This window comes from Saccharothrix sp. S26, from assembly GCF_021390395.1.
Taxonomy (GTDB): Bacteria; Actinomycetota; Actinomycetes; order Mycobacteriales; family Pseudonocardiaceae; genus Actinosynnema.
This window is the reverse complement of record NZ_JAJUWT010000003.1, coordinates 79,642-102,047: the sequence shown is the minus strand read 5'-3', so window position 1 is coordinate 102,047 and position 22,406 is coordinate 79,642. Positions and strand designations below refer to the sequence as shown.

The 22,406-nt window shown below is 71.7% G+C and carries 25 protein-coding genes; 13 read left to right on the top strand and 12 right to left on the bottom strand.

What is annotated here, in order from left to right; all coding sequences use genetic code 11:
* Positions 1–32: 32 nt before the first annotated feature.
* Positions 33–266 carry a hypothetical protein gene (locus tag LZG04_RS05340; RefSeq protein ID WP_233813747.1) on the bottom strand — a complete coding sequence of 78 codons (234 nt, stop codon included), beginning with the start codon at positions 264–266 and terminating at the stop codon, positions 33–35.
* A 94-nt stretch (positions 267–360) separates the two neighbouring features.
* Between LZG04_RS05340 and LZG04_RS05335 the strand changes: the two genes are divergently transcribed.
* From LZG04_RS05335 to LZG04_RS05325, 3 genes are all read left to right on the top strand, one after another.
* Positions 361–1,200: a helix-turn-helix transcriptional regulator gene (locus LZG04_RS05335; RefSeq protein ID WP_233813745.1), complete on the top strand. Its 840-nt coding sequence runs from the start codon at positions 361–363 to the stop codon at positions 1,198–1,200.
* 12 nt (positions 1,201–1,212) lie between these two features.
* Complete coding sequence (locus tag LZG04_RS05330; protein WP_233813743.1) at positions 1,213–1,422, top strand: DUF397 domain-containing protein; 210 nt, start codon at positions 1,213–1,215, stop codon at positions 1,420–1,422.
* A 111-nt stretch (positions 1,423–1,533) separates the two neighbouring features.
* Positions 1,534–2,826 (top strand): sodium:proton antiporter, encoded by a 1,293-nt coding sequence (locus LZG04_RS05325; RefSeq protein ID WP_233813741.1) that lies wholly within the window; start codon positions 1,534–1,536, stop codon positions 2,824–2,826.
* Positions 2,827–2,834: 8 nt separating this feature from the next.
* Here the strand turns inward: LZG04_RS05325 and LZG04_RS05320 are convergent, their stop codons facing one another.
* The 3 genes from LZG04_RS05320 to LZG04_RS05310 all read right to left on the bottom strand — a co-directional run bounded on the left by LZG04_RS05320 (position 2,835) and on the right by LZG04_RS05310 (position 5,785).
* Positions 2,835–4,109 carry an MFS transporter gene (locus tag LZG04_RS05320; RefSeq protein ID WP_233813739.1) on the bottom strand — a complete coding sequence of 425 codons (1,275 nt, stop codon included), beginning with the start codon at positions 4,107–4,109 and terminating at the stop codon, positions 2,835–2,837.
* A gap of 111 nt (positions 4,110–4,220) precedes the next feature.
* Positions 4,221–4,877, bottom strand: a complete 657-nt coding sequence (gene pdxH, locus LZG04_RS05315) for a pyridoxamine 5'-phosphate oxidase (RefSeq protein WP_233813737.1) — start codon at positions 4,875–4,877, stop codon at positions 4,221–4,223.
* Positions 4,878–5,047: 170 nt separating this feature from the next.
* On the bottom strand, positions 5,048–5,785 hold the full coding sequence (locus LZG04_RS05310; protein ID WP_233814407.1) for an urease accessory protein UreD: 738 nt from the start codon (positions 5,783–5,785) through the stop codon (positions 5,048–5,050).
* Positions 5,786–5,862: 77 nt separating this feature from the next.
* Here LZG04_RS05310 and LZG04_RS05305 point away from each other — a divergent pair, with 77 nt between their 5' ends.
* Entirely contained in the window at positions 5,863–6,369 is a 507-nt protein-coding gene (locus LZG04_RS05305) for a DUF4232 domain-containing protein (protein ID WP_233813734.1), read from the top strand.
* Here the strand turns inward: LZG04_RS05305 and ureG are convergent.
* Genes ureG through LZG04_RS05280 form a run of 5 tightly spaced genes read right to left on the bottom strand, consistent with a single transcriptional unit; the run spans position 6,339 to position 10,085 of the window.
* Complete coding sequence (gene ureG / locus LZG04_RS05300; protein ID WP_233814405.1) at positions 6,339–7,022, bottom strand: urease accessory protein UreG; 684 nt, start codon at positions 7,020–7,022, stop codon at positions 6,339–6,341. The genes LZG04_RS05305 and ureG overlap by 31 nt on opposite strands.
* A 4-nt stretch (positions 7,023–7,026) precedes the next feature.
* Positions 7,027–7,677 carry an urease accessory protein UreF gene (locus tag LZG04_RS05295; RefSeq protein ID WP_233813732.1) on the bottom strand — a complete coding sequence of 217 codons (651 nt, stop codon included), beginning with the start codon at positions 7,675–7,677 and terminating at the stop codon, positions 7,027–7,029.
* Positions 7,677–9,377, bottom strand: a complete 1,701-nt coding sequence (locus tag LZG04_RS05290) for an urease subunit alpha (protein ID WP_233813731.1) — start codon at positions 9,375–9,377, stop codon at positions 7,677–7,679. The genes LZG04_RS05295 and LZG04_RS05290 overlap by 1 nt, the downstream gene beginning before the upstream one ends.
* A complete protein-coding gene (locus tag LZG04_RS05285; RefSeq protein ID WP_233813728.1) occupies positions 9,374–9,772 on the bottom strand; it encodes an urease subunit beta in 399 nt (132 codons plus the stop codon). Before LZG04_RS05285 ends, LZG04_RS05290 begins: the two co-directional genes overlap by 4 nt.
* A gap of 10 nt (positions 9,773–9,782) precedes the next feature.
* On the bottom strand, positions 9,783–10,085 hold the full coding sequence (locus LZG04_RS05280; RefSeq protein WP_141979369.1) for an urease subunit gamma: 303 nt from the start codon (positions 10,083–10,085) through the stop codon (positions 9,783–9,785).
* A 184-nt stretch (positions 10,086–10,269) separates the two neighbouring features.
* Between LZG04_RS05280 and LZG04_RS05275 the strand changes: the two genes are divergently transcribed.
* The 6 genes from LZG04_RS05275 (at position 10,270) to LZG04_RS05250 (ending at position 15,238) form a co-directional block, all read left to right on the top strand.
* The gene (locus LZG04_RS05275) at positions 10,270–11,382 is read left to right on the top strand and encodes a citrate synthase 2 (RefSeq protein WP_233813726.1); all 1,113 of its coding nucleotides are present in this window, start codon (positions 10,270–10,272) and stop codon (positions 11,380–11,382) included.
* Complete coding sequence (locus LZG04_RS05270; protein ID WP_233813724.1) at positions 11,379–11,777, top strand: hypothetical protein; 399 nt, start codon at positions 11,379–11,381, stop codon at positions 11,775–11,777. Before LZG04_RS05275 ends, LZG04_RS05270 begins: the two co-directional genes overlap by 4 nt.
* Before the next feature lie 106 nt (positions 11,778–11,883).
* Positions 11,884–13,017, top strand: coding sequence for a phosphoserine transaminase (gene serC / locus LZG04_RS05265; protein ID WP_233813721.1), 1,134 nt, complete (start codon positions 11,884–11,886; stop codon positions 13,015–13,017).
* A 254-nt stretch (positions 13,018–13,271) separates the two neighbouring features.
* A complete protein-coding gene (gene sepH, locus LZG04_RS05260; protein ID WP_233813719.1) occupies positions 13,272–14,159 on the top strand; it encodes a septation protein SepH in 888 nt (295 codons plus the stop codon).
* A 271-nt stretch (positions 14,160–14,430) separates the two neighbouring features.
* Complete coding sequence (locus LZG04_RS05255; protein ID WP_233813717.1) at positions 14,431–14,805, top strand: hypothetical protein; 375 nt, start codon at positions 14,431–14,433, stop codon at positions 14,803–14,805.
* Positions 14,798–15,238, top strand: a complete 441-nt coding sequence (locus LZG04_RS05250) for a hypothetical protein (RefSeq protein WP_233813715.1) — start codon at positions 14,798–14,800, stop codon at positions 15,236–15,238. The genes LZG04_RS05255 and LZG04_RS05250 overlap by 8 nt, the downstream gene beginning before the upstream one ends.
* 31 nt (positions 15,239–15,269) lie before the next feature.
* Here LZG04_RS05250 and LZG04_RS05245 read toward each other — a convergent pair whose 3' ends face one another.
* Positions 15,270–15,509 (bottom strand): hypothetical protein, encoded by a 240-nt coding sequence (locus LZG04_RS05245; protein ID WP_233813713.1) that lies wholly within the window; start codon positions 15,507–15,509, stop codon positions 15,270–15,272.
* A gap of 91 nt (positions 15,510–15,600) precedes the next feature.
* On the opposite strand from LZG04_RS05245, the gene LZG04_RS05240 reads away from it, so the two are divergent.
* The gene (locus tag LZG04_RS05240) at positions 15,601–17,364 is read left to right on the top strand and encodes an ABC transporter ATP-binding protein (RefSeq protein WP_233813711.1); all 1,764 of its coding nucleotides are present in this window, start codon (positions 15,601–15,603) and stop codon (positions 17,362–17,364) included.
* Positions 17,361–19,220 carry an ABC transporter ATP-binding protein gene (locus tag LZG04_RS05235; RefSeq protein ID WP_233813709.1) on the top strand — a complete coding sequence of 620 codons (1,860 nt, stop codon included), beginning with the start codon at positions 17,361–17,363 and terminating at the stop codon, positions 19,218–19,220. The genes LZG04_RS05240 and LZG04_RS05235 overlap by 4 nt, the downstream gene beginning before the upstream one ends.
* Here LZG04_RS05235 and LZG04_RS05230 read toward each other — a convergent pair.
* On the bottom strand, positions 19,217–19,873 hold the full coding sequence (locus LZG04_RS05230; RefSeq protein ID WP_233813707.1) for a DUF2537 domain-containing protein: 657 nt from the start codon (positions 19,871–19,873) through the stop codon (positions 19,217–19,219). The genes LZG04_RS05235 and LZG04_RS05230 overlap by 4 nt on opposite strands.
* Positions 19,874–19,914: 41 nt before the next feature.
* On the bottom strand, positions 19,915–20,691 hold the full coding sequence (locus tag LZG04_RS05225; protein ID WP_308198964.1) for an RNA methyltransferase: 777 nt from the start codon (positions 20,689–20,691) through the stop codon (positions 19,915–19,917).
* A 205-nt stretch (positions 20,692–20,896) separates the two neighbouring features.
* On the opposite strand from LZG04_RS05225, the gene LZG04_RS05220 reads away from it, so the two are divergent.
* Entirely contained in the window at positions 20,897–22,396 is a 1,500-nt protein-coding gene (locus LZG04_RS05220; protein WP_233813705.1) for a glutamate-cysteine ligase family protein, read from the top strand.
* Positions 22,397–22,406 lie beyond the last annotated feature (10 nt).

Sequence of the window (22,406 nt, the reverse complement as noted above, 5' to 3'; positions counted from 1 at the left end):
CCGATCGGCACGCCTTGGGCAAGTCTTGATGTTCAGCGCCGGGCGGCCTCCCGCAGGTCGGCTTCGGCTTGCGCGATCGCTTCGTCCAGCGCTTCCCGGAAAGCCGCGATCTGGTCCGCTTCCAGTCGGACGCCGTCCCGGCCCGAGGGCAGGAACACGTCGATCCCGCCGTCCTGCACTTCGAGGCTCAGCACGTCCTCCTTGTCCGAGTAGCACCGCAACAACCACTCACGCTTAGGCGTGATCACCTTGATGATCGGCTCCATGCCCCAAGATTCGCAGCGCTTCCCGAACTTGCGCAATAACTCGTTAGGGTGACTGTCATTGCGTTGCAAATTGCAGCGCCCCTAGTTTGATCGCATGGCACGCCGCGCCGGTACGTCGGTCCGCTCCCGCCGACTCGCATACGTCCTCAAGAAGCTCCGCGCCACCTCCGGTACCAGCACCGATGCCGTGGGTGAGGCAGTGGGCATGTCCGGGAGCAAGATCAGCCGCATCGAGACCTCCGGGCTCGGCATCTACCTCGACGACCTGGAGAAGCTGCTCGACTTCTACAACGTTGCGCGAAAACAACGGGTCGAACTCCTCGACCTGGCCAGGCACGCCGAACAACGCGGCCTGTTGCGCATGAACAACCAAAACCTTCCCGAAGACTGGCAGACCTGGGCCGATTTCGAGGATGAAGCCAGTTCCCTGCTGCACTACCAACCTCTGGTTATTCCGGGCCTTCTGCAAACCCCCGAGTACGCCCGCGCGTTGATCAAAGCTACCGGACACGCCCTGACCGATGACCAGGTGGATGCCCTGGTCGCCAGCCGTATGGCGCGCCAAGGGTTGCTCAGCCGCAGCAACCCGCTCAAGCTCAGCGTGCTCATCGAGCAGAGCGTCTTGGAGCGCCCGTTCCACGACCAAGGGGCTCAACGCCGCCAAATTCGGCACCTCATCGACGCCGGCGAACGTCCTAACGTCACGGTGCGCGTGGTGCCGACCGACGCGGAACTGCACGGCGGCCTCAGCGGTCCCTTCGTGATCCTCGAGTACGACGACGACCCGAGCTTGGTGTTGCTGGAGAACAAGGTCGCCAGCTTGTTCATCGACGAGGACGAGCAGATCGAGGTGTTCGAGGCGACGTGGGCGGCGCTGCGTCGTTTGGCCTACACCGTCGAGGAAACGCTCGACTACCTGAAGGCTTTGGCATGACACGATGGACGCATGACCCTGTGGCGTAAGAGTTCCCGCAGCGCAGACACCGCGAACTGCGTCGAGGTGTTGTGGCGCAAAAGTTCTCGTAGTGCCAGCACGGCCAACTGCGTCGAGGTGGCGCGAGTCCGGGAGCGGGTGGCGGCGCGGGACTCCAAGAACCCGGAGCCCACCGTCACCTTCCCCGCCACCTCGTGGGCGCGGTTCCTGCGCGCTCAGTAGCGCCGTAGTCGCTCCTGGCCACGAGTGGTTGGCCGCACGGCGCCGGGGTACCCGATCGGGACCTCCGACCGAAGCCGTGTTCGAGCGGGGCTGCCGAGAGGAGACCTGCTGGTGGGTGCGACCGCCCTGGCCTACGCCGGCATCGGGGTCGCGACCCTCCTGGCCGCGGTGCTGCCCCGGGTGCTCGGTCGGGCGCCGATCTCGATGCCGATGGTGTTCCTGGCCGCCGGCGCGGTCGCGTTCGGCCTCGTGGGCCCGCTGCCCGACCCCGACCCGACCGCGCACGGCACGCTCACCCTGCACCTCACCGAGCTGTGCGTGATCGTCTCGCTGATGGGCGCGGGCCTCGCGCTCAACCGACCGTTCGGCCTGCGCGGCTGGTCGACGACTTGGCGGCTGCTCGGCGTCACGATGCCGGTGACGATGCTGGCCGTCGCCCTGCTGGGCTGGGGCGCGCTCGGCCTGGGCGTGGCGTCCTCGCTGCTGCTCGCGGCGGTGCTCGCGCCGACCGACCCGGTGCTGGCGGGCGAGGTGCAGGTGGCCGAGCCCGCGGACGACCCGGACGAGCGCGAGGACGAGGCGCGGTTCGCGTTGACGTCCGAAGCCGGGCTCAACGACGGGCTGGCGTTCCCGTTCACCTACGCCGCCGTGGCGATCAGCGTGGTGGGCGCGGCCCCGGCCGCCTGGTTGCCGCAGTGGCTCCTGGTGGACGTGCTGTGGCGGCTGGCGTGCGGCGTGCTGGTCGGCCTGCTCACCGGGTGGGCGTTGCGCAAGCTGTTCTTCGCCGCGCCGTCGCAGGACCTGCGGCTCGCAGAGCACGCCGAGGGTTTCGTGGCGCTCGCCGCGACCTTCCTGGCCTACGGGCTGACCGAGCTGGCCGAGGGGTACGGCTTCGTCGCCGTGTTCGTGTGCGCCTGCACGATCAGGGCGGCCGAGCGCTCCCACGGCTACCACCGCGTCCTGCACCAGTACGTGGAGCAGGTGGAGCGGATGCTCACCGTGCTGATCATCTTCCTGCTGGGCGGCGCGGCGGTCACGGGCCTGCTCGCGGGCACCGGCTGGCGGGACGTGCTGGTGGCGCTGGTCGTCCTGCTCGTGGTGCGGCCCCTGGCCGGCCTGCTCGCGCTGGCGCGCGGCCGGACCGGGCCCCGTGAGCGGGCCGTCATCTCGTTCTTCGGGGTGCGGGGCGTCGGCTCGCTGTTCTACGTCGCCTACGCGCTGCAAGCCGGGGACTTCGCCGACCAGGACGTGATCTGGCGGGTCGTCGGCCTGGTCGTGATCGGCTCGATCGTCCTGCACGGCATCACCGCGACGCCGTCGATCAGGCTGCTGGACCGCCTGCGGCTGCGCGCGGCGCAGGACCGGCACGGCGACCCGGGCCAGGCGAGCAGGACGCCGGTCTGACCCCTCGGTCAGGCGCGCAGCTCCACCGACTCGACGGTCTCGGGCGTGAAGCGGTAGCGCTTGATGGCCGGGATGGCGAGCACGGCCACCGCCGTCGCCACCACGACCAGCAGGCCGCCCACCGCCGTGGCGCTGCCGGGGCCGATCGCCGCGCCCGCGGTGCCGTGCAGCAGGTCGGCCAACCGCGGCCCGCCCGCCACCACCACGACGAACACGCCCTGCATCCGGCCGCGCATCTCGTCCGTCGCCGCCGACTGGAGGATCGCGCTGCGGAACACCATGCTGATCATGTCCGCCGCGCCGCCGATCGCCAGGAACACCACGGCGAGCCACAGGGCGTGCGACAGCCCGAACCCGATCATCGCCACGCCCCACGCCACGACCGCGACCACGACGCCCATGCCGTGCCGCGTCACCCGCGAGGTCCACCCGGACGTGAGGCCGCACAGCATCGCGCCCAGCGGGATCGCGGCGAACAGCAGGCCCAGCGCCAGCCCGCCGCCGGGCGGGTCGCCGAACGTGTGCTCGGCCATCTCCGGGAACAGCGCCCGGGGCATCCCGAACACCATCGCGATGATGTCCAGCAGGAAGCTCGCCAGCAGCAGCTTCTGCACGGCCAAGTACCGGAACCCGTCGACCACGTCCCGCAGCCCGGCCCGCCTCGACGTCCCGCTCAGCGGCGGCAGCGGCGGCAGCTTCCAGACCGCCCAGATCGTCAGCGTCAACGCGACCGCGTCCACCAGGTACAACGTGGACAGTCCGACGACCGGCATCAGCGCACCGGCCAGCATGGGCCCGAACACGCCGCCGAACATCATCACCGTCGACCCCAGCGCGGTGGCGGCCGGGATCTGGTCGGCGGGCACCAGCCGCGCGATCGAGGCCGTCCGGGCGGGCGCGTTCACCGCGAAGAACACCTGTTGCAGGCCGAGCAGGGCGATCACCAGCCACACCGAGTCCAGGTGCAGCGCGGCCTGGCCCCACAGCAGCACGGACGTCACCGCGATGCCCGTGTTCGTCACGACCAGCAGCTTGCGCCGGTCCACCACGTCCGCGATCGCGCCGCCGTACAGCCCGAAGATCAGCAACGGCACCAGCGCCACACCGGCCGACACGCCCACCCAGCCCGACGACCCGGTGAGGTCGTACACCTGCTTGGGCACGGCCACCGCGGTCAGCTGGCTGCCGATGGCCGTCACCACGGTGGAGAGCCACAGCCGCCGGTACGCCACGACCTTCAGCGGTCGGGTGTCGATGGCGATCTTCCCCAGCACTCTCCGCACGGTCGTTAGCGTACGTCAACTAACGAGTCCTGCACCGAGACGTGGACCACCCCGGGAACGGACCGGCCCCGCGGCGGTGCAGCGCCACGGGGCCGGTCTTCCACGAACGCGTTACGGCGCGATGCGCTGCACTTCCCAGCCGTCACGGCCGAGGCGGAAGCGGAGGCGGTCGTGCATGCGGTCGCGGCGGCCCTGCCAGAACTCGACCTCTTCGGGCCGGATGCGCCAGCCGCCCCAGTGGGGCGGCACCGGTACCCGGTCGGCGTCGGCGAACTGCCGCTCGACCTTGTTCAACGCGCTCTCCAAAGTGGAGCGCCCGCTGACCACCCGGGACTGCGGCGACGCCCACGCGCCCAGCTGCGAGCCGCGCGGGCGGCTCTCCCAGTAGCTCGCGGTCTCGGCGGGGCCGACCTTCTCGACCGTGCCGCGCACGTGGGCCTGCCGCTGCATGGCGAACCACGGGAACGTGGCCGAGGCGTACCGGGTGGCCATCAGGTCGTGGCTCTTGGCCGACGTGTAGTTGGTGAAGAACACCAGGCCGCGCTCGTCCAGGCCCTTGGCCAGCACCGTCCGCGACGACGGGCGGCCCTCGGTGTCGGCGGTCGCGAGCACCATCGCGTTCGGCTCGGGCAGGCCCGCGCTCGTCGCCTGGTCCAGCCACAGCTGCAACTGCTCGTGCCAACTGGCCGCGAGGTCGCTCTCTGTGAGCGAGCCCTGTTCGTAGGACACGCGCATCGACGGCAACGCGATGTTCGTCGTCTCCGACATCCCGACCTCCCGGAGCGTGCTCAAGCCTGGCCAAGGCACTTGTGGCACCTGGCGATCCCGCGACCGTACGGGTTCGGGGCCGAAGGCGAAACCGCCCGCACGGTGATGACCGCCACCCGATCCGTGACTTTCGGTGTGAGCCTCGCCTCGGAATCGTGCACGAGATCGAGTCAGAAACCCTTCGAGCCCGGATGCCTGGCCCGCGCTTCGTCGAGCGCGCGTTCCACGGTCACCGCGTCGTCGCCCAACGCGGTGGCCAGACTTCCGCCGCGGGCGAGCGGCACGAGCGACCACCACGGTTCTGAAATCGCTTCCGGAACGTCGTCGTCCCAGCACAGGAGCTCGGTGCCGAACACCCGGCGGCCCGCCAGCCCGGCCGGGCTGTCATCCACTTCGGGCGTTCCCAATTGAGATGTCTGACGAATTACCGGACCGTTTCGCCGGACGTCCAGCGTCGTGGTGAGCGAGCCGGGTCGTTCGTTCACGCGGCCCAGCACGACGATTTCCCGCGTGCGCAACCGAGCGCCTTCCCCCATCCGTGCGCGAAATACCGATTCGTGGCACGCACGCGCGGTGACGACGGTCGCTTCCGGCAAGTAGGCCAACGACGCGCCGTCGGCCAATTCCACGTCGACCACCGCACGGCTGCCGCCGGGGTGCCTCCCCGGCAGCGCCAGCGTCGCGGCCACCCCGCGCAGCTCCAGCGACGCGCCGGCCTCGACCGTCACGCGCAGTTCCAGGTCGTCGCCACCGAGCGGTGCCGTCACGGCGCTGACCAGGTGCGCCAACGCCACCTCCCGGGGCCCTCGGCGCGGCACGAGCCGCAGGGGTGCCATCGACCGCAGCTCGCGCACGACCGTTCGGCCGTTCGGGTCGAGTGCCACGACCAGGCGAGCCCGCGCCCTCACCGGAGCAACCCCGGTGACCGCCGGCACGTCCCCGGATCGGGTGGACCTGCCACCCACGCATCTCGGGGGAGATCGTGATGAGGAGATTCTTCGCAACAGTCGCGATAACGGCCGCCGTGCTCGCCACGGGCGGGGCCGCCGTCGCACAGGCAGCCGAGGTCACCACGTGCGAGTCGGTGGGCCTCGACATCCGGTTCGGCCAGGTGGGAGGCGCGGCCGGCACCGTGTACCGGGAGGTCGTGCTCACCAACCGGGGGCTGCGCACGTGCGCGCTGCGCGGCTTCCCCGGTGTGTCCTATGTGGACAGCAACGGCAACCAGGTCGGCGCGGCGGCCGTGCGCGTCGGCGAACGCGGATCGACGCTCACCCTGCCGCACGGCGCCTCGGCCGTCTCGGACGTCGGCTTCGCCCAAGTCGACAACTTCGACCCGGGCACGTGCCGCAAGACGCCCGTGTGGGGCATCCGCGTGTTCCCGCCGGACGAGACCGCGCCGCTGTACCTGCCGATGACCGACCAGCACGGCTGCGCGGGCGACGTGAGCCCGTTCGGCGCTCAACTGACCGCCGCGAGCGTGCGCAGCTGAGCGCGCACCCAGTCGGCCACCGCGGGCGCGTCCGGTGTGTCCACAAGGGACTGGCTGATCACCGGTAGCGCGCCGCGCATCCGGTGGGCGTCGGCCGTCATGACACCGAGGTCGGCGCCCACCATCGGCGCGAGGTCGGTCTTGTTGATCACCAGCAGGTCCGCGGTGGTCACGCCGGGACCGCCCTTGCGCGGCACCTTGTCGCCGCCCGCCACGTCGACCACGAAGATCTGCCGGTCCACCAGCCCGCGGCTGAACACCGCGGTCAGGTTGTCGCCGCCGCTCTCGATGATCACCAGCTCCAGGCCGGGGATCCGGTGCTCCAGCAGCTCCACCGCGTCGAGGTTGGCGGTGATGTCGTCGCGGATCGCGGTGTGCGGGCACGCGCCGGTCTGCACCGCCTCGATCCGCTCGACGTCGAGCACCCCGGCGGCGCGCAGGAAGTCGGCGTCCTCGGTGGTGTAGATGTCGTTGGTCACCACGGCGAGGTTCACGCTGCCGCCCAACGCCCGGCACAGCGCGGCGGTCAACGCGGTCTTGCCGCTGCCGACCGGCCCGCCGATGCCGATCCGCACCGCCCGGTGCTCGTGCGGCTCGTGTGCCTCGTGGGGGTCGTGGCCCGCGTCGGCGGGGTCGAAGTTCACCGGGTGCACGTGGTCAGCTGACAAAGAGACGCACCTCTTCCGAGTGGTGGCGGTCGTGGGCTTCGGCGAGCAGGTCCAGCGCCGGGGCGCTCGGCGCGGGCAGGTCCTCGGGCGGGGTGCCGACGTGGTCGGCGGCCATCGCGGCGATGGCGTCGATCCGCGGCGCGAGCCGGGCCAGCACCGCGTTCACCCCGAACGGGTCCAGCCCGAGCAGCCGGATCGCACCCGTCGCGGGCCCGGTCACCGCGTGGTAGGCCGCGGTCTGCGCGGCCGCGAACGGCTCGCCCACCAGCACGCCGACGATGATCGGGTGGTGCGGCCGGGGCGTGAGGCGCAGCAGCTCGTCCAACGCCGCCGACGGCCACGCCCGCCGTGCCGCCCGCGCGATGCCGCGCCCCTGCACGCGGGAGGCGTTGCGCTGGGCGGGCGACGGCGTGCGGGCGTCCAGCTCGGCGTCCAGCTCCGCGTACCGCCCACCGCAGGCGGCGGCCGCGAACACCGCGCCCAACGCGCCCGCCGTGCGCAGCCGGCCGACCAGGAACGACCGCAACGACGCCTCGTCGTGCACCAACCGCCGCGACACGGCCTCCTCCAGACCGCCCGAGTGCACGTGCCCGCCGCCCGGGAACCGGGAGTCCGCGATCATCAGCGCCGCGAGGTTCATCAGAACAGGAAGTAGCGCTGGGCCATCGGCAGCTCCGCCACCGGCGCGGGCTCCACCAGCTCGCCGTCGATGCGCACGGCGAAGCTGTCCGGGTCCACCCGCACCGACGGCATGGCGTCGTTGAGCACCATGTCCGCCTTGGTGACGCCCCGCGTGTCCCGCACCGCCACCAACGGCCGCGCCAGCCGCAGCACGTCCGCCAGGTCGGCGTCCACCGCCTGCCGCGACACGAAGTGCACGCTGCTGCGCGCCGCCGAGTGCGCGCCGAACATCGGCCGGGCGAACACCGGCTGCGGGGTGGGGATGGACGCGTTCGCGTCACCCATGGCCGCGTGCGCGATGAACCCGCCCTTGAGCACCACCGACGGCCGCACGCCGAAGAACTTCGGCTCCCACAGCACCAGGTCCGCGAGCTTGCCCACCTCCACCGACCCGACCTCGTGGTCGATGCCGTGCGCGATGGCCGGGTTGATCGTGTACTTCGCCACGTACCGGCGGGCGCGCAGGTTGTCGGCCGTCTCGCCGAACCGCCGCAGCATCACGTGCGCGGTCTGCCAGGTCCGGATGATCACCTCGCCGACCCGGCCCATGGCCTGCGAGTCCGAGCTGATCATCGAGATCGCGCCCAGGTCGTGCAGGACGTCCTCGGCCGCGATCGTGGTCGGCCGGATGCGGCTCTCCGCGAACGCCAGGTCCTCGGGCACGGACGGGTTGAGGTGGTGGCACACCATCAACATGTCCAGGTGCTCTTCCAGCGTGTTCACCGTGTGCGGGCGGGTGGGGTTGGTCGAGGACGGCAGCACGTTCGGCTCCGACACCACCCTGATGATGTCCGGCGCGTGCCCACCGCCCGCGCCCTCGGAGTGGTAGGCGTTGATCGACCGGCCCGCGATGGCCGCCAGCGTCGACTCCACGAACCCGGCCTCGTTGAGCGTGTCGGTGTGGATCGCCACCTGCACGCCGGACTCGTCGGCCACCCGCAGGCACGCGTCGATCGCCGCCGGCGTGGTGCCCCAGTCCTCGTGCAGCTTGAAGCCGCCCGCGCCGCCGGCCAACTGCTCCCGCAGGGCGTCCGCGCGCGTGGTGTTGCCCTTGCCGAGCAGCAGCACGTTCACCGGCATGTGGTCCAGCGAGGCGAGCATCCGGCCCAGGTTCCACGCGCCGGGCGTCACCGTGGTGGCCTTCGTGCCCTCCGCCGGGCCCGTGCCGCCGCCGATCAGCGTGGTCAGCCCCGAGGCCACCGCGACGTCCACGATGCCCGGCGTGATGAAGTGGACGTGGCAGTCGATGCCGCCCGCGGTGAGCACCTTGCCGTTGCCCGACAGCACCTCGGTCGACGGCCCGATGACCAGCGCCGGGTCCACCCCGTCCATGGTGTCGGGGTTGCCCGCCTTGCCGATGCCCACGATGCGGCCGTCGCGCACCCCGACGTCCGCCTTCACCACGCCCCAGTGGTCGAGCACGACCGCGCCCGTGATGACGAGGTCCGGCGCGCCCTCCGCACGGGTGGCCACGCCCTGGCCCATCGACTCGCGGATCACCTTCCCGCCGCCGAAGATCACCTCGTCACCGGAGCCGTGCGGCCCCATCGACCGGTCCTCGGTCACCTCGATCAGGATGTCGGTGTCGGCGAGCCTGATCCGGTCACCGACCGTGGGCCCCAGCAGCTCCGCGTACCGGCGTCGGTCGATGCCGCTCACCGGTCCAGCTCCCCAGCGGGCTCCCCGGCGCCCGACCCTCGGGCGTCCGGCTCCGAAGCGCCCGAAGCACCCGCGCCCGGCTTCCCGGCGTCCAAGTCCCCGGCCCACTCCGGCCGCAGCCCCGGCACCCGCCGCGCGCCCGCGATCGGCACCAGCACGACCTCCCGCTCCACGCCCGGCTCGAACCGCACCGCCGTGCCCGCCGGGACGTCCAGCCGCTTGCCCCAGGCGGCCTCGCGGTCGAACTCCAGGCCGGGGTTGGCCGCCGCGAAGTGGTAGTGCGACCCCACCTGCACCGGGCGGTCCGCCGCGTTGACCACGACGAGCGTGGTGCGCGGCCGGCCGGGGTTCAGCTCGACCGGCTCGTCGCCGGTGATGATCTCGCCAGGGACCACGGGCTGCTCCTCACACGATCGGGTCATGCACGGTCACGAGCTTGGTGCCGTCCGGGAACGTCGCCTCCACCTGCACGGACTCGATCATCTCCGGCACGCCGTCGAGCACCTGGTCGCGGCGCAGCACGTGCCGGCCGCTGTCCATCAGCTCGCTGACCGTCCGGCCGTCCCGCGCGCCTTCGAGCACGTGGTCGGTGATGAGCGCGACCGCTTCCGGGTAGTTCAGGACCACCCCGCGCTCCAGCCGCCTGCGCGCGACGTCGGCCGCCACGTGGACCAGCAGCTTGTCCCGCTCGTGCGGTGTCAGGTGCATGCCCGGTGGTCTACCACGGGACACGCCCCGAACGCGGGGCGGAAACAAGGGCTTAACGATCACGGCTCCGTTCTGAATCGGTTCCTTGATCGTGACCGACGACACGCGCGGCCGCGATTGCCGGCACGTCGTAACGGGAGCAAGGTGCTTGCAACTTCCACTCCGCCGAGAAGGAGCGCACAGCGTGGTGCAGACCGAGGACGACGGTTTCCGGCCGGGTCTCGAAGGCGTCGTCGCCTTCCGCACCGAGATCGCCGAACCCGATCGCGACGGTGGCGCGCTGCGCTACCGCGGCGTGGACATCGAGGACCTCGCCGGTCACGTGACCTTCGGCAACGTCTGGGCGCTGCTGGTCGACGGCCGCTTCGGCCCCGGCCTGCCGCCCGCCGAACCGTTCCCCATCCCGGTGCACACCGGTGACGTGCGGGTGGACGTGCAGGCCGCGCTGGCCATGGTCGCGCCCATCTGGGGCTACCAGCCGCTGCTGGACATCACCGACGAGCAGGCGCGCGAGCAGTTGGCCCGCGCCTCCGTCATGGCCCTGTCGTACGCGGCGCAGTCCGCGCGGGGCATCGGCCGGCCCGCCGTGCCGCAGCACCGCATCGACGAGTGCACCACCATCACCGAGCGCTTCCTCACCCGCTGGCGCGGCGAGCCCGACCCGGCCCACGTCAAGGCGCTGGACGCCTACTGGGTGTCGGCCGCCGAGCACGGCCTCAACGCCTCCACCTTCACCGCCCGCGTCATCGCCTCCACCGGCGCGGACGTCGCCGCGGCCATGTCCGGCGCGATCGGCGCGATGTCCGGCCCCCTGCACGGCGGCGCGCCCGCCCGCGTGCTGCCCATGATCGAAGAGGTCGAGCGCACCGGCGACGCGGAGGGCTTCGTCAAGGGCATCCTCGACCGGGGCGAGCGCCTGATGGGCTTCGGCCACCGCGTGTACCGGGCAGAGGACCCGCGCGCCCGCGTGCTGCGCCGCACGTGCCGGGAGCTCGGCGCGACCCGCTACGAAGCCGCCAACGCCCTCGAACAGGCCGCCCTGGCCGAGCTGCGCGAACGCCGCCCGGACCGCGCCATCGAGACCAACGTCGAGTTCTGGGCCGCGGTGATCCTCGACTTCGCCCAGGTGCCGCCGCACATGATGCCCGCGATGTTCACCTGCGCCCGCACCGCCGGCTGGTCGGCGCACATCCTGGAGCAGAAGCGCACCGGCCGCCTCGTCCGCCCGTCCGCCAAGTACGTCGGCCCCGGCCCGCGCAAGCCGTCCGAGGTGGAGGGCTGGTCCGAGATCGCGTGACCGACCTGCCCGTCACGCCGCTGACGCCCTTCTCCGACGAGCGGGGCGTCAGCTTCACCCTGCCCGACCTGTCCGCGATCGGCCCGATCGCGGACGCCCACCTCGCCTCGATCCGACCGGGTCGGACCCGCGGCCAGCACTACCACGCCACCAAGGGCGAACTGCTCGCCGTCGTCTACCAGGACACCTGGTCACTGCACTGGGACACCGGCCCGGGCACACCCACCCACCACCGGACGTTCACCGGATCGGGTGGGGTGCTGGTCGCGCCGCCCCCGAACTGGGCGCACACCATCCGCAACGACGGCCGCCACGACCTGTGGATCTTCGTCGGCTACGACCGGGCCGACCACGACACGCACCCGCGCGAGGTCACCGACGGTGATTCCACGTGAGCCAGGACACCCGCCTGTCACCGGCCGGCCACGCGGCTGCAACACTTAAGGCCCCGGCAACGGCGCCGGTCGTGCCGACCCCCTCCCCGTAACCGGAGGCTTCGCGATGACCCAGACCGCCGACCCGACCACGTTGGTCCTGCCCTCCGACCTGCTGCCGTCCGACGGCCGGTTCGGGTGCGGGCCCTCCAAGGTCCGTCCCGAGGCCCTCGCGGCGCTCGCGGCCGAGGGCGCCGCGCTGATGGGCACCTCCCACCGGCAGAAGCCGGTGAAATCCCTGGTCGGCTCGGTGCGCGCCGGTCTGCGGGAGCTGTTCTCGCTGCCCGAGGGCTACGAGGTCGTCCTGGGCAACGGCGGCACCACCGCGTTCTGGGACGCCGCCGCGTTCGGCCTGGTCCGCGAGCGCGCGCAGCACTTCACCTACGGCGAGTTCTCCTCCAAGTTCGCCAAGGTCACCAACGACGCGCCGTTCCTGGGCGAGTCGATCGTGGTCAAGGCCGACCCGGGCAGCGCGCCCGAGATCACCTACGCCGAGGGCGCGGACCTCGTGGGCTGGGCGCACAACGAGACCTCGACGGGCGTCGCCGTGCCCGTCTCCCGCCCCGCGAACAGCGACGGCGCGCTCATCGCCATCGACGCCACCTCGGGCGCGGGCGGCCTGCCGGTCGACCCGGCCGACTTCGACGTCTACTACTTCGCGCCGCAGAAGTGCTTCGCCTCCGACGGCGGCCTGTGGATCGCCCTGATGTCGCCGGCCGCCCTGGAGCGCGTCGCCGAGATCGGCCAGTCGGGCCGCTGGGTGCCGGAGTTCCTGTCGCTGACCACGGCGCTGGACAACTCCACCAAGGACCAGACCTACAACACGCCCGCCCTGGCCACCCTGTTCCTGCTCAACAACCAGATCGAGTGGATCCTGGGCAACGGCGGCCTCCAGTGGGCCGTGGAGCGGACCGCCGACTCGTCGTCCCGCCTCTACTCGTGGGCCGAGTCGACCTCCTACACGACCCCGTACGTGGCCGACCCGGCCCACCGCTCGCAGGTCGTCGGCACCATCGACTTCGACGACTCCGTCGACGCCGCCGCGGTCGCCAAGGTGCTGCGCGCGAACGGCATCGTGGACGTCGAGCCGTACCGCAAGCTGGGCCGCAACCAGCTCCGGGTCGCCATGTTCCCGGCCGTCGAGCCGACCGACGTGAGCACCCTCACCAAGGCCGTCGACTGGGTCGTCTCCCAGCTCTGACCAGCCGAGTCCGCCGACGGGGGCCGTCCCACCACGGGACGGCCCCCGTCGTGTTCCACCAGGCACTTCGGCATCCCGAACCCACCTCGCCCCGGGGCCGCACAGGTGAACCTTGGGGTAACGAACGTGCGCGCGCGGCCGACATACGGCAAGATCACACGAAGATATCGGTGACCACGGCGAGTCTCCCCCGTCAAGGCGGCGCGCCGCATTAACGTGAGTACTCGGCGAGGTGAGCCATCCGGGAGGCCATGATGCGAGCGTTGCGAGTCATCGGGCTCGAAGACGACGGCAAGTCCGTCATCCTCGAGGACCCGGATCGCGGCGAGCGCTTCGTGCTCCCCGCCGACGAACGCCTGCGCGCGGCCGCCCGCGGCGACCTGACCCGTCTCGGCCAGATCGAGATCGAGGTCGAGAGCCAGATGCGCCCCCGCGAGATCCAGGCCCGCATCCGCGCGGGTGAGTCCGTGGCCCAGGTGGCGGCCGCCGCCGGCCTGCCCACCCACCGGGTCGAGCGCTACGCCTACCCGGTCCTCCTCGAACGCTCCCGCACCGCCGAACTGGCCCAGCGCGCCCACCCCGTCCGCGAGGACGGCCCGGACGTGCAGACCCTCGGCGAGGTCGTCGCGCACTCGTTCGGCCTGCGCGGCCAGGACTACGCCGACGTGAGCTGGGACTCGTGGCGCGGCGAGGACGGCCGCTGGGTCGTCCAACTGCACTGGACCGCCGGCAGGTCGGACAACCTGGCCCACTGGGCGTTCCACCCGGGCGCGCAAGGCGGCACGGTCACGGCCCTGGACGACGGCGCCATGGAACTGATGGACCCGAACCCGAACCGGACCCTGCGCACCGTCCGCCCGGTCACCCAACTGGCCCGCCAAGCCCTGGAACTGGAAAAGCCGGAGGAACCAGAAATCCTCGTCCGCGAGGAACCGGCCCCACCACCTCCTCCGCCTGCCCAGGACCCGCAACCAACCCCGGAACCCCCGGCCGCCGAGGACCCGATCCCCCCTCAACCGGCCCCGGGCACCAAACCACAACCACCGCGCAAGGACCCCCCACCAAAGCGCGGCAAGAAGAACCACCCGATCGTCCCGTCGTGGGAAGACGTCCTCCTGGGCGTCCGCTCCACCCGGGGCTGACCCACAACGGACGCGGAACTCTACCGCAGAGGCCCGATTTGACATGGGTTCGGGTGCTTTAGGCTGGTCGAAGCCGGCAGGCCCGGCGGGACGCTTTTCCCCGCCGGGCCTGCCGGCTTCGACCAGCCTGGAGTGCCCGTACGGGCCCCCTGTCAAATGGAGCCGGACTCTTCCCCCGCCTTGACCTCGGGACTTGACCCGAGACCCGACCGCCCACACCCCACCCCACCCGCCCGTTTACCGGCAACGATCACCCGGGTAACCACCACCCATGCTGGGACGCTTGGTCACCGGAGCCGTCTTGGGCGCAGCCCTGGGCGCCGCCTGGTGGGGCCTGCGCGAGTTCATCGCCTCCGGAACCATCTGCTCGACCGACGACTGGGACTGCCTGGCCCTGGGCCTGGTCGCCATGCCGATCAGCCTGATCCTCGGCGCCCTCATCGCCTGGCTCGTCCTGCGCGCCGCCCACCAAGCCCGCCCCCTGGGCTACGCCATCGTGGGCGTCACCTTCACCGCCGCCCTGACCCTCCTGACCGTCTGGGTCTCGATCCCCGCGGGCTCGGTGGCCGCCGGCGTGCTCGGTTTCGTCCTCGCCGCCCCGGTGACAGCGCGCCACCCGGTGAGCCACACTTCTGCCCGTGGCTGAGACCCCACCGACCTCACGCCTGACCGCGGGCGGCTTCGCGGTCAAGGTGCTGGTGCGCGTCCTGGTGTCGGCCTTCGTGGGTTCCGCGCTGCTGACCGCCTGGATCTGGGCCTACCGCGGCGGCGTGCTCGACCGGATCGTCAACGAAAGCACGCTGGGCGAGTTCATCCTGCTGGTCGTCATCGGCCTGCCGATCGCGCTGCTGGTCAGCGCCCTGCTCGCGGGCCCGCTCCTGTGGCTGCTGAAGGTCCGCCCGGTGTGGCCGATCATCCTGCTGGGCCCGATCCTGCTGGGCCTGGCCCACTACTTCAAGCTCCCGGACCACTTCACCTCCCTGGGCGACAAGTGGACCGTGCTGACCCTGCTGGCCGGCGCGAGCTACGGCCTGGCCGCCCTCCTCACCGCCCCCACCATCCTCCGCAGGAAGCACTGACAGAAGAGGCACCGACCGAAACCAGCCCCCGTCACCCCGGCAGGGGCACCTGCTCCAACACCTCCTCCCCGAACCCCTCGAACCGGCACCACCGCACCGCCTCCTCCCGGCTGATGGGCCGCGCACCCTCCGGCCGCCGCCCACCGACCGCGTCCCACCCGTCCGGCGCGAGCACGTACAACCGCCCCCCGCGCACCGCCAACAACCTCCCGCGCGGGAACGCCATGGTCGCCTCCGCCCGCAGGAACCGCACCTCCACCTTGACCTCCACCTAGGTCCAGCTTGCAGGGTCGGGGACAGGAAAACAGGATGCCGATGGTCGGTCCACCTTCGTAACGTCGGGGTGGACCGGAGGGGGACTCGTGTCGGAAGACCGTACTTCCACAGCCGCGACACTGCGCAGGCTGTGGCCGTACCTGAAACCTGTTCGCACGCCCGTCGTGCTGGCGATGGTCGCCACCATGCTGGCGATGATGTGCGGCCTGGGCATCCCGCTGATCACCCAACAGATCGTGGACGGCCCGATCGCCGGCCGCGACCTGGGCGCGTTGCCGCTGCTCATCGGCGTCATCGTGGCGCTCGGCTGCGCCGAGGCGGGCCTGTTCTACGCCCGGCGCAAGCTGATCGCCGGACCGGCGTCGGACGTCGAGGCGCGGATGCGCGACGAGCTGTACCACCACTTGCAGGACCTGCAGGTGGCCTTCCACGACCGCTACCAGTCGGGGCAGCTGCTGTCCCGCGCCACGACCGACCTGACCCAGGTGCGGCGGTTCGTCGGCTTCGCCGTGATCTTCCTGGTGGTCAACACCCTGGTCGTGCTGACCGGCCTGGGCGTGCTGTTCTGGCTGTCGCCGATGCTCGGCCTGGTGGTGCTGGCCGGCACCCTGCCGCTGGTCGTCCTGTCCTACTTGTTCGAGAGCAGGTTCAAGGTCGTCGCCCGCCGCGCGCAGGACCAGTCCGGCGACCTCACCACCGTGGTCGAGGAGTCCGTCCTGGGCATCCGCGTCCTGAAGGCATTCGGTCGCGGGCCGCACCTGACCAAGCGGTTCGTCCGCCAGGCCCGGGAGCTGCGCGACACCGAGATCGCGAAGGTCCGGATCTTCGCCGCGCTCTGGGCGGTGCTGATCGTGCTGCCCGAGCTGGGCATCGCGGGCCAGCTCGCCTTCGGCTCGATCGGCATCGCCAACGGCACCGTCACCGTCGGCACGCTCGTCGCGGCCGTCACGGTGAGCGCCTACCTGCGCTGGCCGATCGACTCGATCGGGTGGTTGCTGGCGGAGACGAACTCCACCGCCTCCGCCCTCGAACGGTACTTCGAGGTGATCGACACCGAGGTCACCGTCACCACCCCGGCCGACCCGAAGCCCCTGGCCACGCCCGTCCGCGGGCACGTCCGCTTCGAGGGCGTCCGCTACCACCACCCCGGTTCCGACGACGAGGTGCTGCGGGGCGTCGACCTGGACCTGCGACCGGGTGAGACCGTCGCCCTCGTCGGGGCCACCGGCTCGGGCAAGACCACCGTCACCGCGCTCGTGCCGCGCCTGGCCGACGTCACCGCCGGCCGCGTCACGCTCGACGGCGTCGACGTCCGCGACCTGGACCTGGCCGAGCTGCGCCGCGTCGTCGGCACCGCGTTCGAGGAGCCGATCCTGTTCTCCGCGAGCGTCACCGAGAACGTGGCCCTGGGCTCGAAGGACGTCAGCGAGGAACGGGTCCGCGAGGCGTTGAAGGTGGCCCGCGCGGAGGAGTTCGTCAACGCCCTCCCGTGGGGCCTGGACACCCGGATCGGCGAGCAGGGCCTGTCGCTGTCCGGCGGCCAGCGGCAACGCCTGGCGCTGGCCCGCGCGGTCGCGGGCCACCCGGCCGTGCTGGTCCTGGACGACCCGCTGTCCGCGCTGGACGTGCACACCGAGGCCGAGGTCGAGGCCGCGCTGCGCCGCGTGCTCAAGGGCGTCACCGCGCTCGTCGTCGCCCACCGCCCGAGCACCGTGCAACTGGCCGACCGCGTCGCGATGCTGGTCGACGGCCGGATCGCGGCCACCGGCACGCACGCGCAACTGCTGGCGGACAACGAGGACTACCGCAACCTGTTGTCCACGATGGAGGACGAGGAGGTGGCGGCGTGAGCACCGCGACCGAGCCCCGACGCGGGCCCCAGGACGACAACGACGACGAAGCCTGGCGGGGCGTCGCCGCCGAGGACGTCGAGGACGTCGACTACGCCACCGGCGTCAAGCTCCAGGCCCGCTCCCGCCGCCTGCTGGCCGAGCTGCTGCGCCCCCACACCCGGGCCGCGATCCTCGCGCTGCTGATCGTGATCGCGGAGAACGTGGTCAACCTCGCCGGTCCGCTGCTCATCGCCGCCGCCATCGACACCGGCGTGCCGGCCGCGCTGGACGGCCGCCCCGAGGCGCTGGCCTGGTGCGTCGGCGGCTACGTCGTCGCCGCGATCTCGGCCACGCTCCTGCGCTGGACGTTCGTCCGGCTCACCGGCCGCATCGGCCAGGACGTGCTGCTGGTCCTGCGCGAACGCGTGTTCCGGCACGCCCAGCGCCTGTCGGTCTCGTTCCACGAGAAGTACACCTCCGGCAAGGTCATCTCCCGCCTGACCAGCGACGTCGACTCGCTGCAAGACCTGCTCGAAGAGGGCTTGGACGGCTTCTTCACCTCGATGCTGTCGCTGCTGGGCATCTCGGTGGTCCTGCTCTACCTGGACGTCCCGCTCGCCCTGGTCGTGCTGTCGGGCTTCCTGCCGCTGATCCTGCTGACCCGCTGGTTCCGCCGCCGTTCCGGGCGGGCCTACCGGCACACGCGCGGCGCGATCGCCAAGATCATCGTGCAGTTCGTGGAGACCATGAACGGCATCCGCGCGGTGCAGGCGTTCCGGCGCGAGCGGCGCAACGAGAAGATCATGGGCGAGCTGAACGCCCGGTTCCGCGACGCCAACACCGACGCGATGGGCGTGATGGCGGCGTTCACCTCGCTGGTCCGGGTGATCGGCAACCTGTCGCTGGCCGTGATCCTGGCCTGGGGCGCGTTCCGGGTGGCGAACGGGCAGCTCGAACTGGGCGTGCTGGCCGCGTTCACGCTGTACGTGCGGCGGTTCTACGACCCGTTCGACCAGCTCGCCATGTTCGCCAACGCCTACGCCTCGGCCACCGCCGCGCTTGAGAAGATCTCCGGCCTGCTCGAGGAGCGGCCGCGGGTGCGCGAGCCCGAGGAGCCGACCCCGCTGGGCGACGTGCGGGGCTCGGTCCGGTTCGACGGCGTCGAGTTCCGCTACTCCGACTCGACGCCCCTGGTGCTGCCGCCGTTCGACCTGACCGTGCCCGCCGGGCAGACCGTGGCGCTGGTCGGCGCGACCGGGGCGGGCAAGTCGACGCTGGCCAAGCTGGTGGCCCGGTTCTACGACCCGACCGCGGGTTCGGTCCGGCTCGACGGGGTGGACCTGCGGTCGGTCGCCGACGCCGAGCTGCGCCGCGCGGTCGTCATGGTGACGCAGGAGAACTTCCTGATCGACGGGTCGGTGCTGGACAACATCGCGCTGGGCCGCCCCTCCGCGACCCGGGAGGAGATCGAGTCCGCGGCACGGGCGGTCGGCGCGGACGAGTTCATCCGGGCGCTGCCCGACGGCTACGACACCGACGTGCGCAAGCGCGGCGGTCGGCTGTCGGCCGGGCAGCGGCAGATGGTGGCGTTCGCGCGGGCGTTCCTGGCCGATCCGGCGGTGCTGGTGCTGGACGAGGCGACGTCCAGCTTGGACGTGCCGACCGAACGGGCGGTGCAGCGCGCGCTGGAGACCGTGCTGGCCGAGCGGACGGCGTTCATCATCGCCCACCGCCTGTCCACCGTGATGATCGCCGACCGGGTGCTGGTGCTCGACGGCGGCCGCGTGGTGGAGGACGGCACGCCGGAGGAGCTGATCGGCGGGCGCGGCCGGTTCGCCGCGCTGCACACCGCCTGGCGGGACTCGCTGGCCTAGGGGCTCAGCAGGGTCGTCAGCAGCAACGACAGCCAGGCCGCCAGCACACCCGCCACCACGCCGTACGCGACCCACCGCCACACCGGCACGTTCCGCGCCAGCCACACGGACGGGGCGATGCCGCCGACCACCAGGACGTTCGCCAGCAGCGCGAGCCACTGGCTGGTCTCGCCCAGGCCGACCGACAGGGTGTGGACGGTGAACGTCACCACGGCCGCGACGATGAAGCTGACCGTGAGCCCGGTGCCCCAGGGGGTCTCCTCCCGGGGTTCCGGCTCCTCGGCCTCGGCGCCGTCCCCGTCGACCAGGTCGGCCGCCTCGCCCGACCCGGTCACGTCGTCCGGCCGGTCGTCCTCGGCCGGCACGTCCACGACCACCTGCTCACCGGTCACCGGGTCCGTGTACTCCACCGGAGTGCCCATGTCGGCCGCCACCCTCCCCGCCAACTGACGTCCTCGCCTGGTCACGAGCGCGCTCGCCACGCCGTCGGAAGGCGAGTCGGACCGCGTCACCGCGTCGGCCACCTTCGCCCACTCGTGCAACGCGTCGGCGAGGCCGGCGCCGAGCGGGAGGGTGTGCGGGTCGACTTCCCGCTCGCCCGCGTCGTCGCGGCCCGCGAGCACGGCCCGGCCGTCCTGGACCCGCAGTTCCACCTACGTCCTCCTCTGCTCGTGCTCGGGAGAACGTAGCGCGTTCAGGCGATCGCGTAGAAGGCGATCGCGGCGGCGGTGGCCACGTTCAGCGAGTCGACGCCCTCCGCCATCGGGATCCGGACGGCGACGTCGGCCGCCGCGATGGCCTCCTCGGTCAGCCCCGGGCCCTCCGATCCGAGCAGCACAGCGACCTTGCGGCCGCGCAGCCCGGCGTCGGCGAGGTTGCGCGCGTCGGCGCGCGGGGTGAGCGCGGCCACCGTGAAACCGTTGTGGCGCAGCAGGTCGAAGCCTTCGGTCAGGTTCGGCATCGACGCGAACGGCACCCGCAGCACGTGACCCATCGAGACGCGGACGCTGCGCCGGTACAGCGGGTCGCTGCACCCCGGGCCGAGCAGCACGCCGTCGATGCCGAGCGCGGCGGCGTTGCGGAACAGCGAGCCCAGGTTCTCGTGGTCGCCGACGCCTTCCAGCACCGCGAGCCGCCGCGAGGAGGCGACGAGGTCGGCCGCGTCCGGCTGGGGCGCGCGGTCGGCGGCGGCCAGCACGCCCCGGTTGAGGTGGAAGCCGACCACCTCGGCCATGACCTCGGCGGACGTCACGTACGCGGGCGCGGGCAGGTCGCCGAGGGCTTCCACCTTCCGCCGCACGCCGAGCAGCGCGCGCACGGGGTAGGGCGAGTCCAGCAGCCGTTCGACGACGACCACGCCCTCGGCGATCACCAGGCCGCGCCCGCCGGGGCGGTCGGGTCGGCGGTCGGCCGTGGACAGGTCCCGGAAGTCGTCCAGCCGGGGGTCCGCCGGGTCGTCTATCTCGATCACGCGTGCAGTGTCCCACCAGGCGAGAGGTGAACATCCCTCGCAAAATGCAAGCCCCGCTTATAAGCCCACCACCAGCGCGTTCTCGCTGATTGTTACCGCTATGTGACAGAGAGCACCGATTTGGGCGCTGGCGGGCAGGTGCTCGCTGTGTCACGGTTGGCCTCCGCTAAGCCCGCCGGAGCAGCCCTACCGATTGGGAGGCGGCATGGGTACGGATGTGTCCAGTCGGACGTTCACCAGAGAGGACCGCCAGCGCTACCGCGAGCGCATGCAGCGGTGCATGGACGCGCTGGGAACCATGCTGGTGGAGGAGAGCTTTTCCTTCCCGAGGCAGCAGATGGGGCTGGAGATCGAGCTGAACCTGGTCGACGACGACTGTCGGCCCGCGATGGCCAATTCCGAGGTGCTGGAGAAGATCGACGACCCGTCGTTCACGCTGGAGCTGGGCCAGCACAACCTGGAGGTCAACGTCCCGCCGCGCGAGCTGGCCGGCGACGAGACGCTCGACCTGGAGAAGGAACTGGTCTCCACGCTGGCGTCGGCGGACGTGAAGGCGCACGACGCCGGCACGTCGATCGTGATGATCGGGGTGCTGCCGACGTTGCGGCACGAGCACTTCGACCGGCGGTGGCTGTCGCAGCAGGCGCGGTACACGACGTTGAACGACCAGATCCTGGCCGCGCGCGGCGAGGAGGTCGTGCTGTCGATGGAGGGCGCGCCGATGCCGGGCCGGGCGGGCGAGCGGCTGTCCAGCTACGCCGAGTCCATCATGCCCGAGGCGGCCTGCACGTCCGTGCAGCTGCACTTGCAGGTGGCGCCGGACGACTTCGCGGCGCACTGGAACGCGGCGCAGGCGCTGGCCGGGGTGCAGGTGGCGATCGCGGCGAACTCGCCGTTCCTGCTCGGCCGGGCGCTGTGGCACGAGACCCGCATCCCGCTGTTCCTCCAGGCCACCGACACCCGGTCGCAGGAGCTGAAGAACCAGGGCGTCCGGCCGCGGGTGTGGTTCGGCGAGCGGTGGATCACGTCGATCTTCGACCTGTTCGAGGAGAACGTGCGGTACTTCCCGGCGCTGCTCCCGGAGACCGGCGACGAGGACCCGCTGGACGTGCTCGGGTCGGGCGGCACGCCGTCGTTGACCGAGCTGCGGTTGCACAACGGCACGGTGTGGCGCTGGAACCGGCCGGTGTACGACGTGGTGGACGGCGTGCCGCACCTGCGCGTGGAGAACCGCGTGCTGCCGGCCGGGCCGACGGTGCTGGACACCATGGCCAACGCGGCGTTCTTCTACGGCGCGCAGCGGGCACTGACCACTTTGGAACGTCCTTTGTGGAGTCAGATGTCGTTCCACGCGGCGGAGGAGAACCTGTACGCCGGCTCGCGGCACGGCATGGGCTCGCAGTTGTACTGGCCCGGCATCGGCTGGGTGCCGCCGGACGAGCTGGTGCTGCGCCGCCTCCTGCCGCTCGCGCACGAGGGGCTGAAGGCGTGCGGGGTGTCCGACGAGGCGCGCGAGCGCTACCTGGGCGTGATCGAGGCGCGGTGCCTGACCCGGCGCACGGGGTCGCAGTGGCAGCGCGAGACGGTCGCCCTGCTGGAGGACCGGGGCGCGGACCGCGACGCCGCGCTGAGCGCCATGCTCGGCCGGTACGTGGAGCTGTCGCACGCGGGCGAACCGGTCCACACCTGGCCGGTGGGCCCGTAGCCGTCCGCTG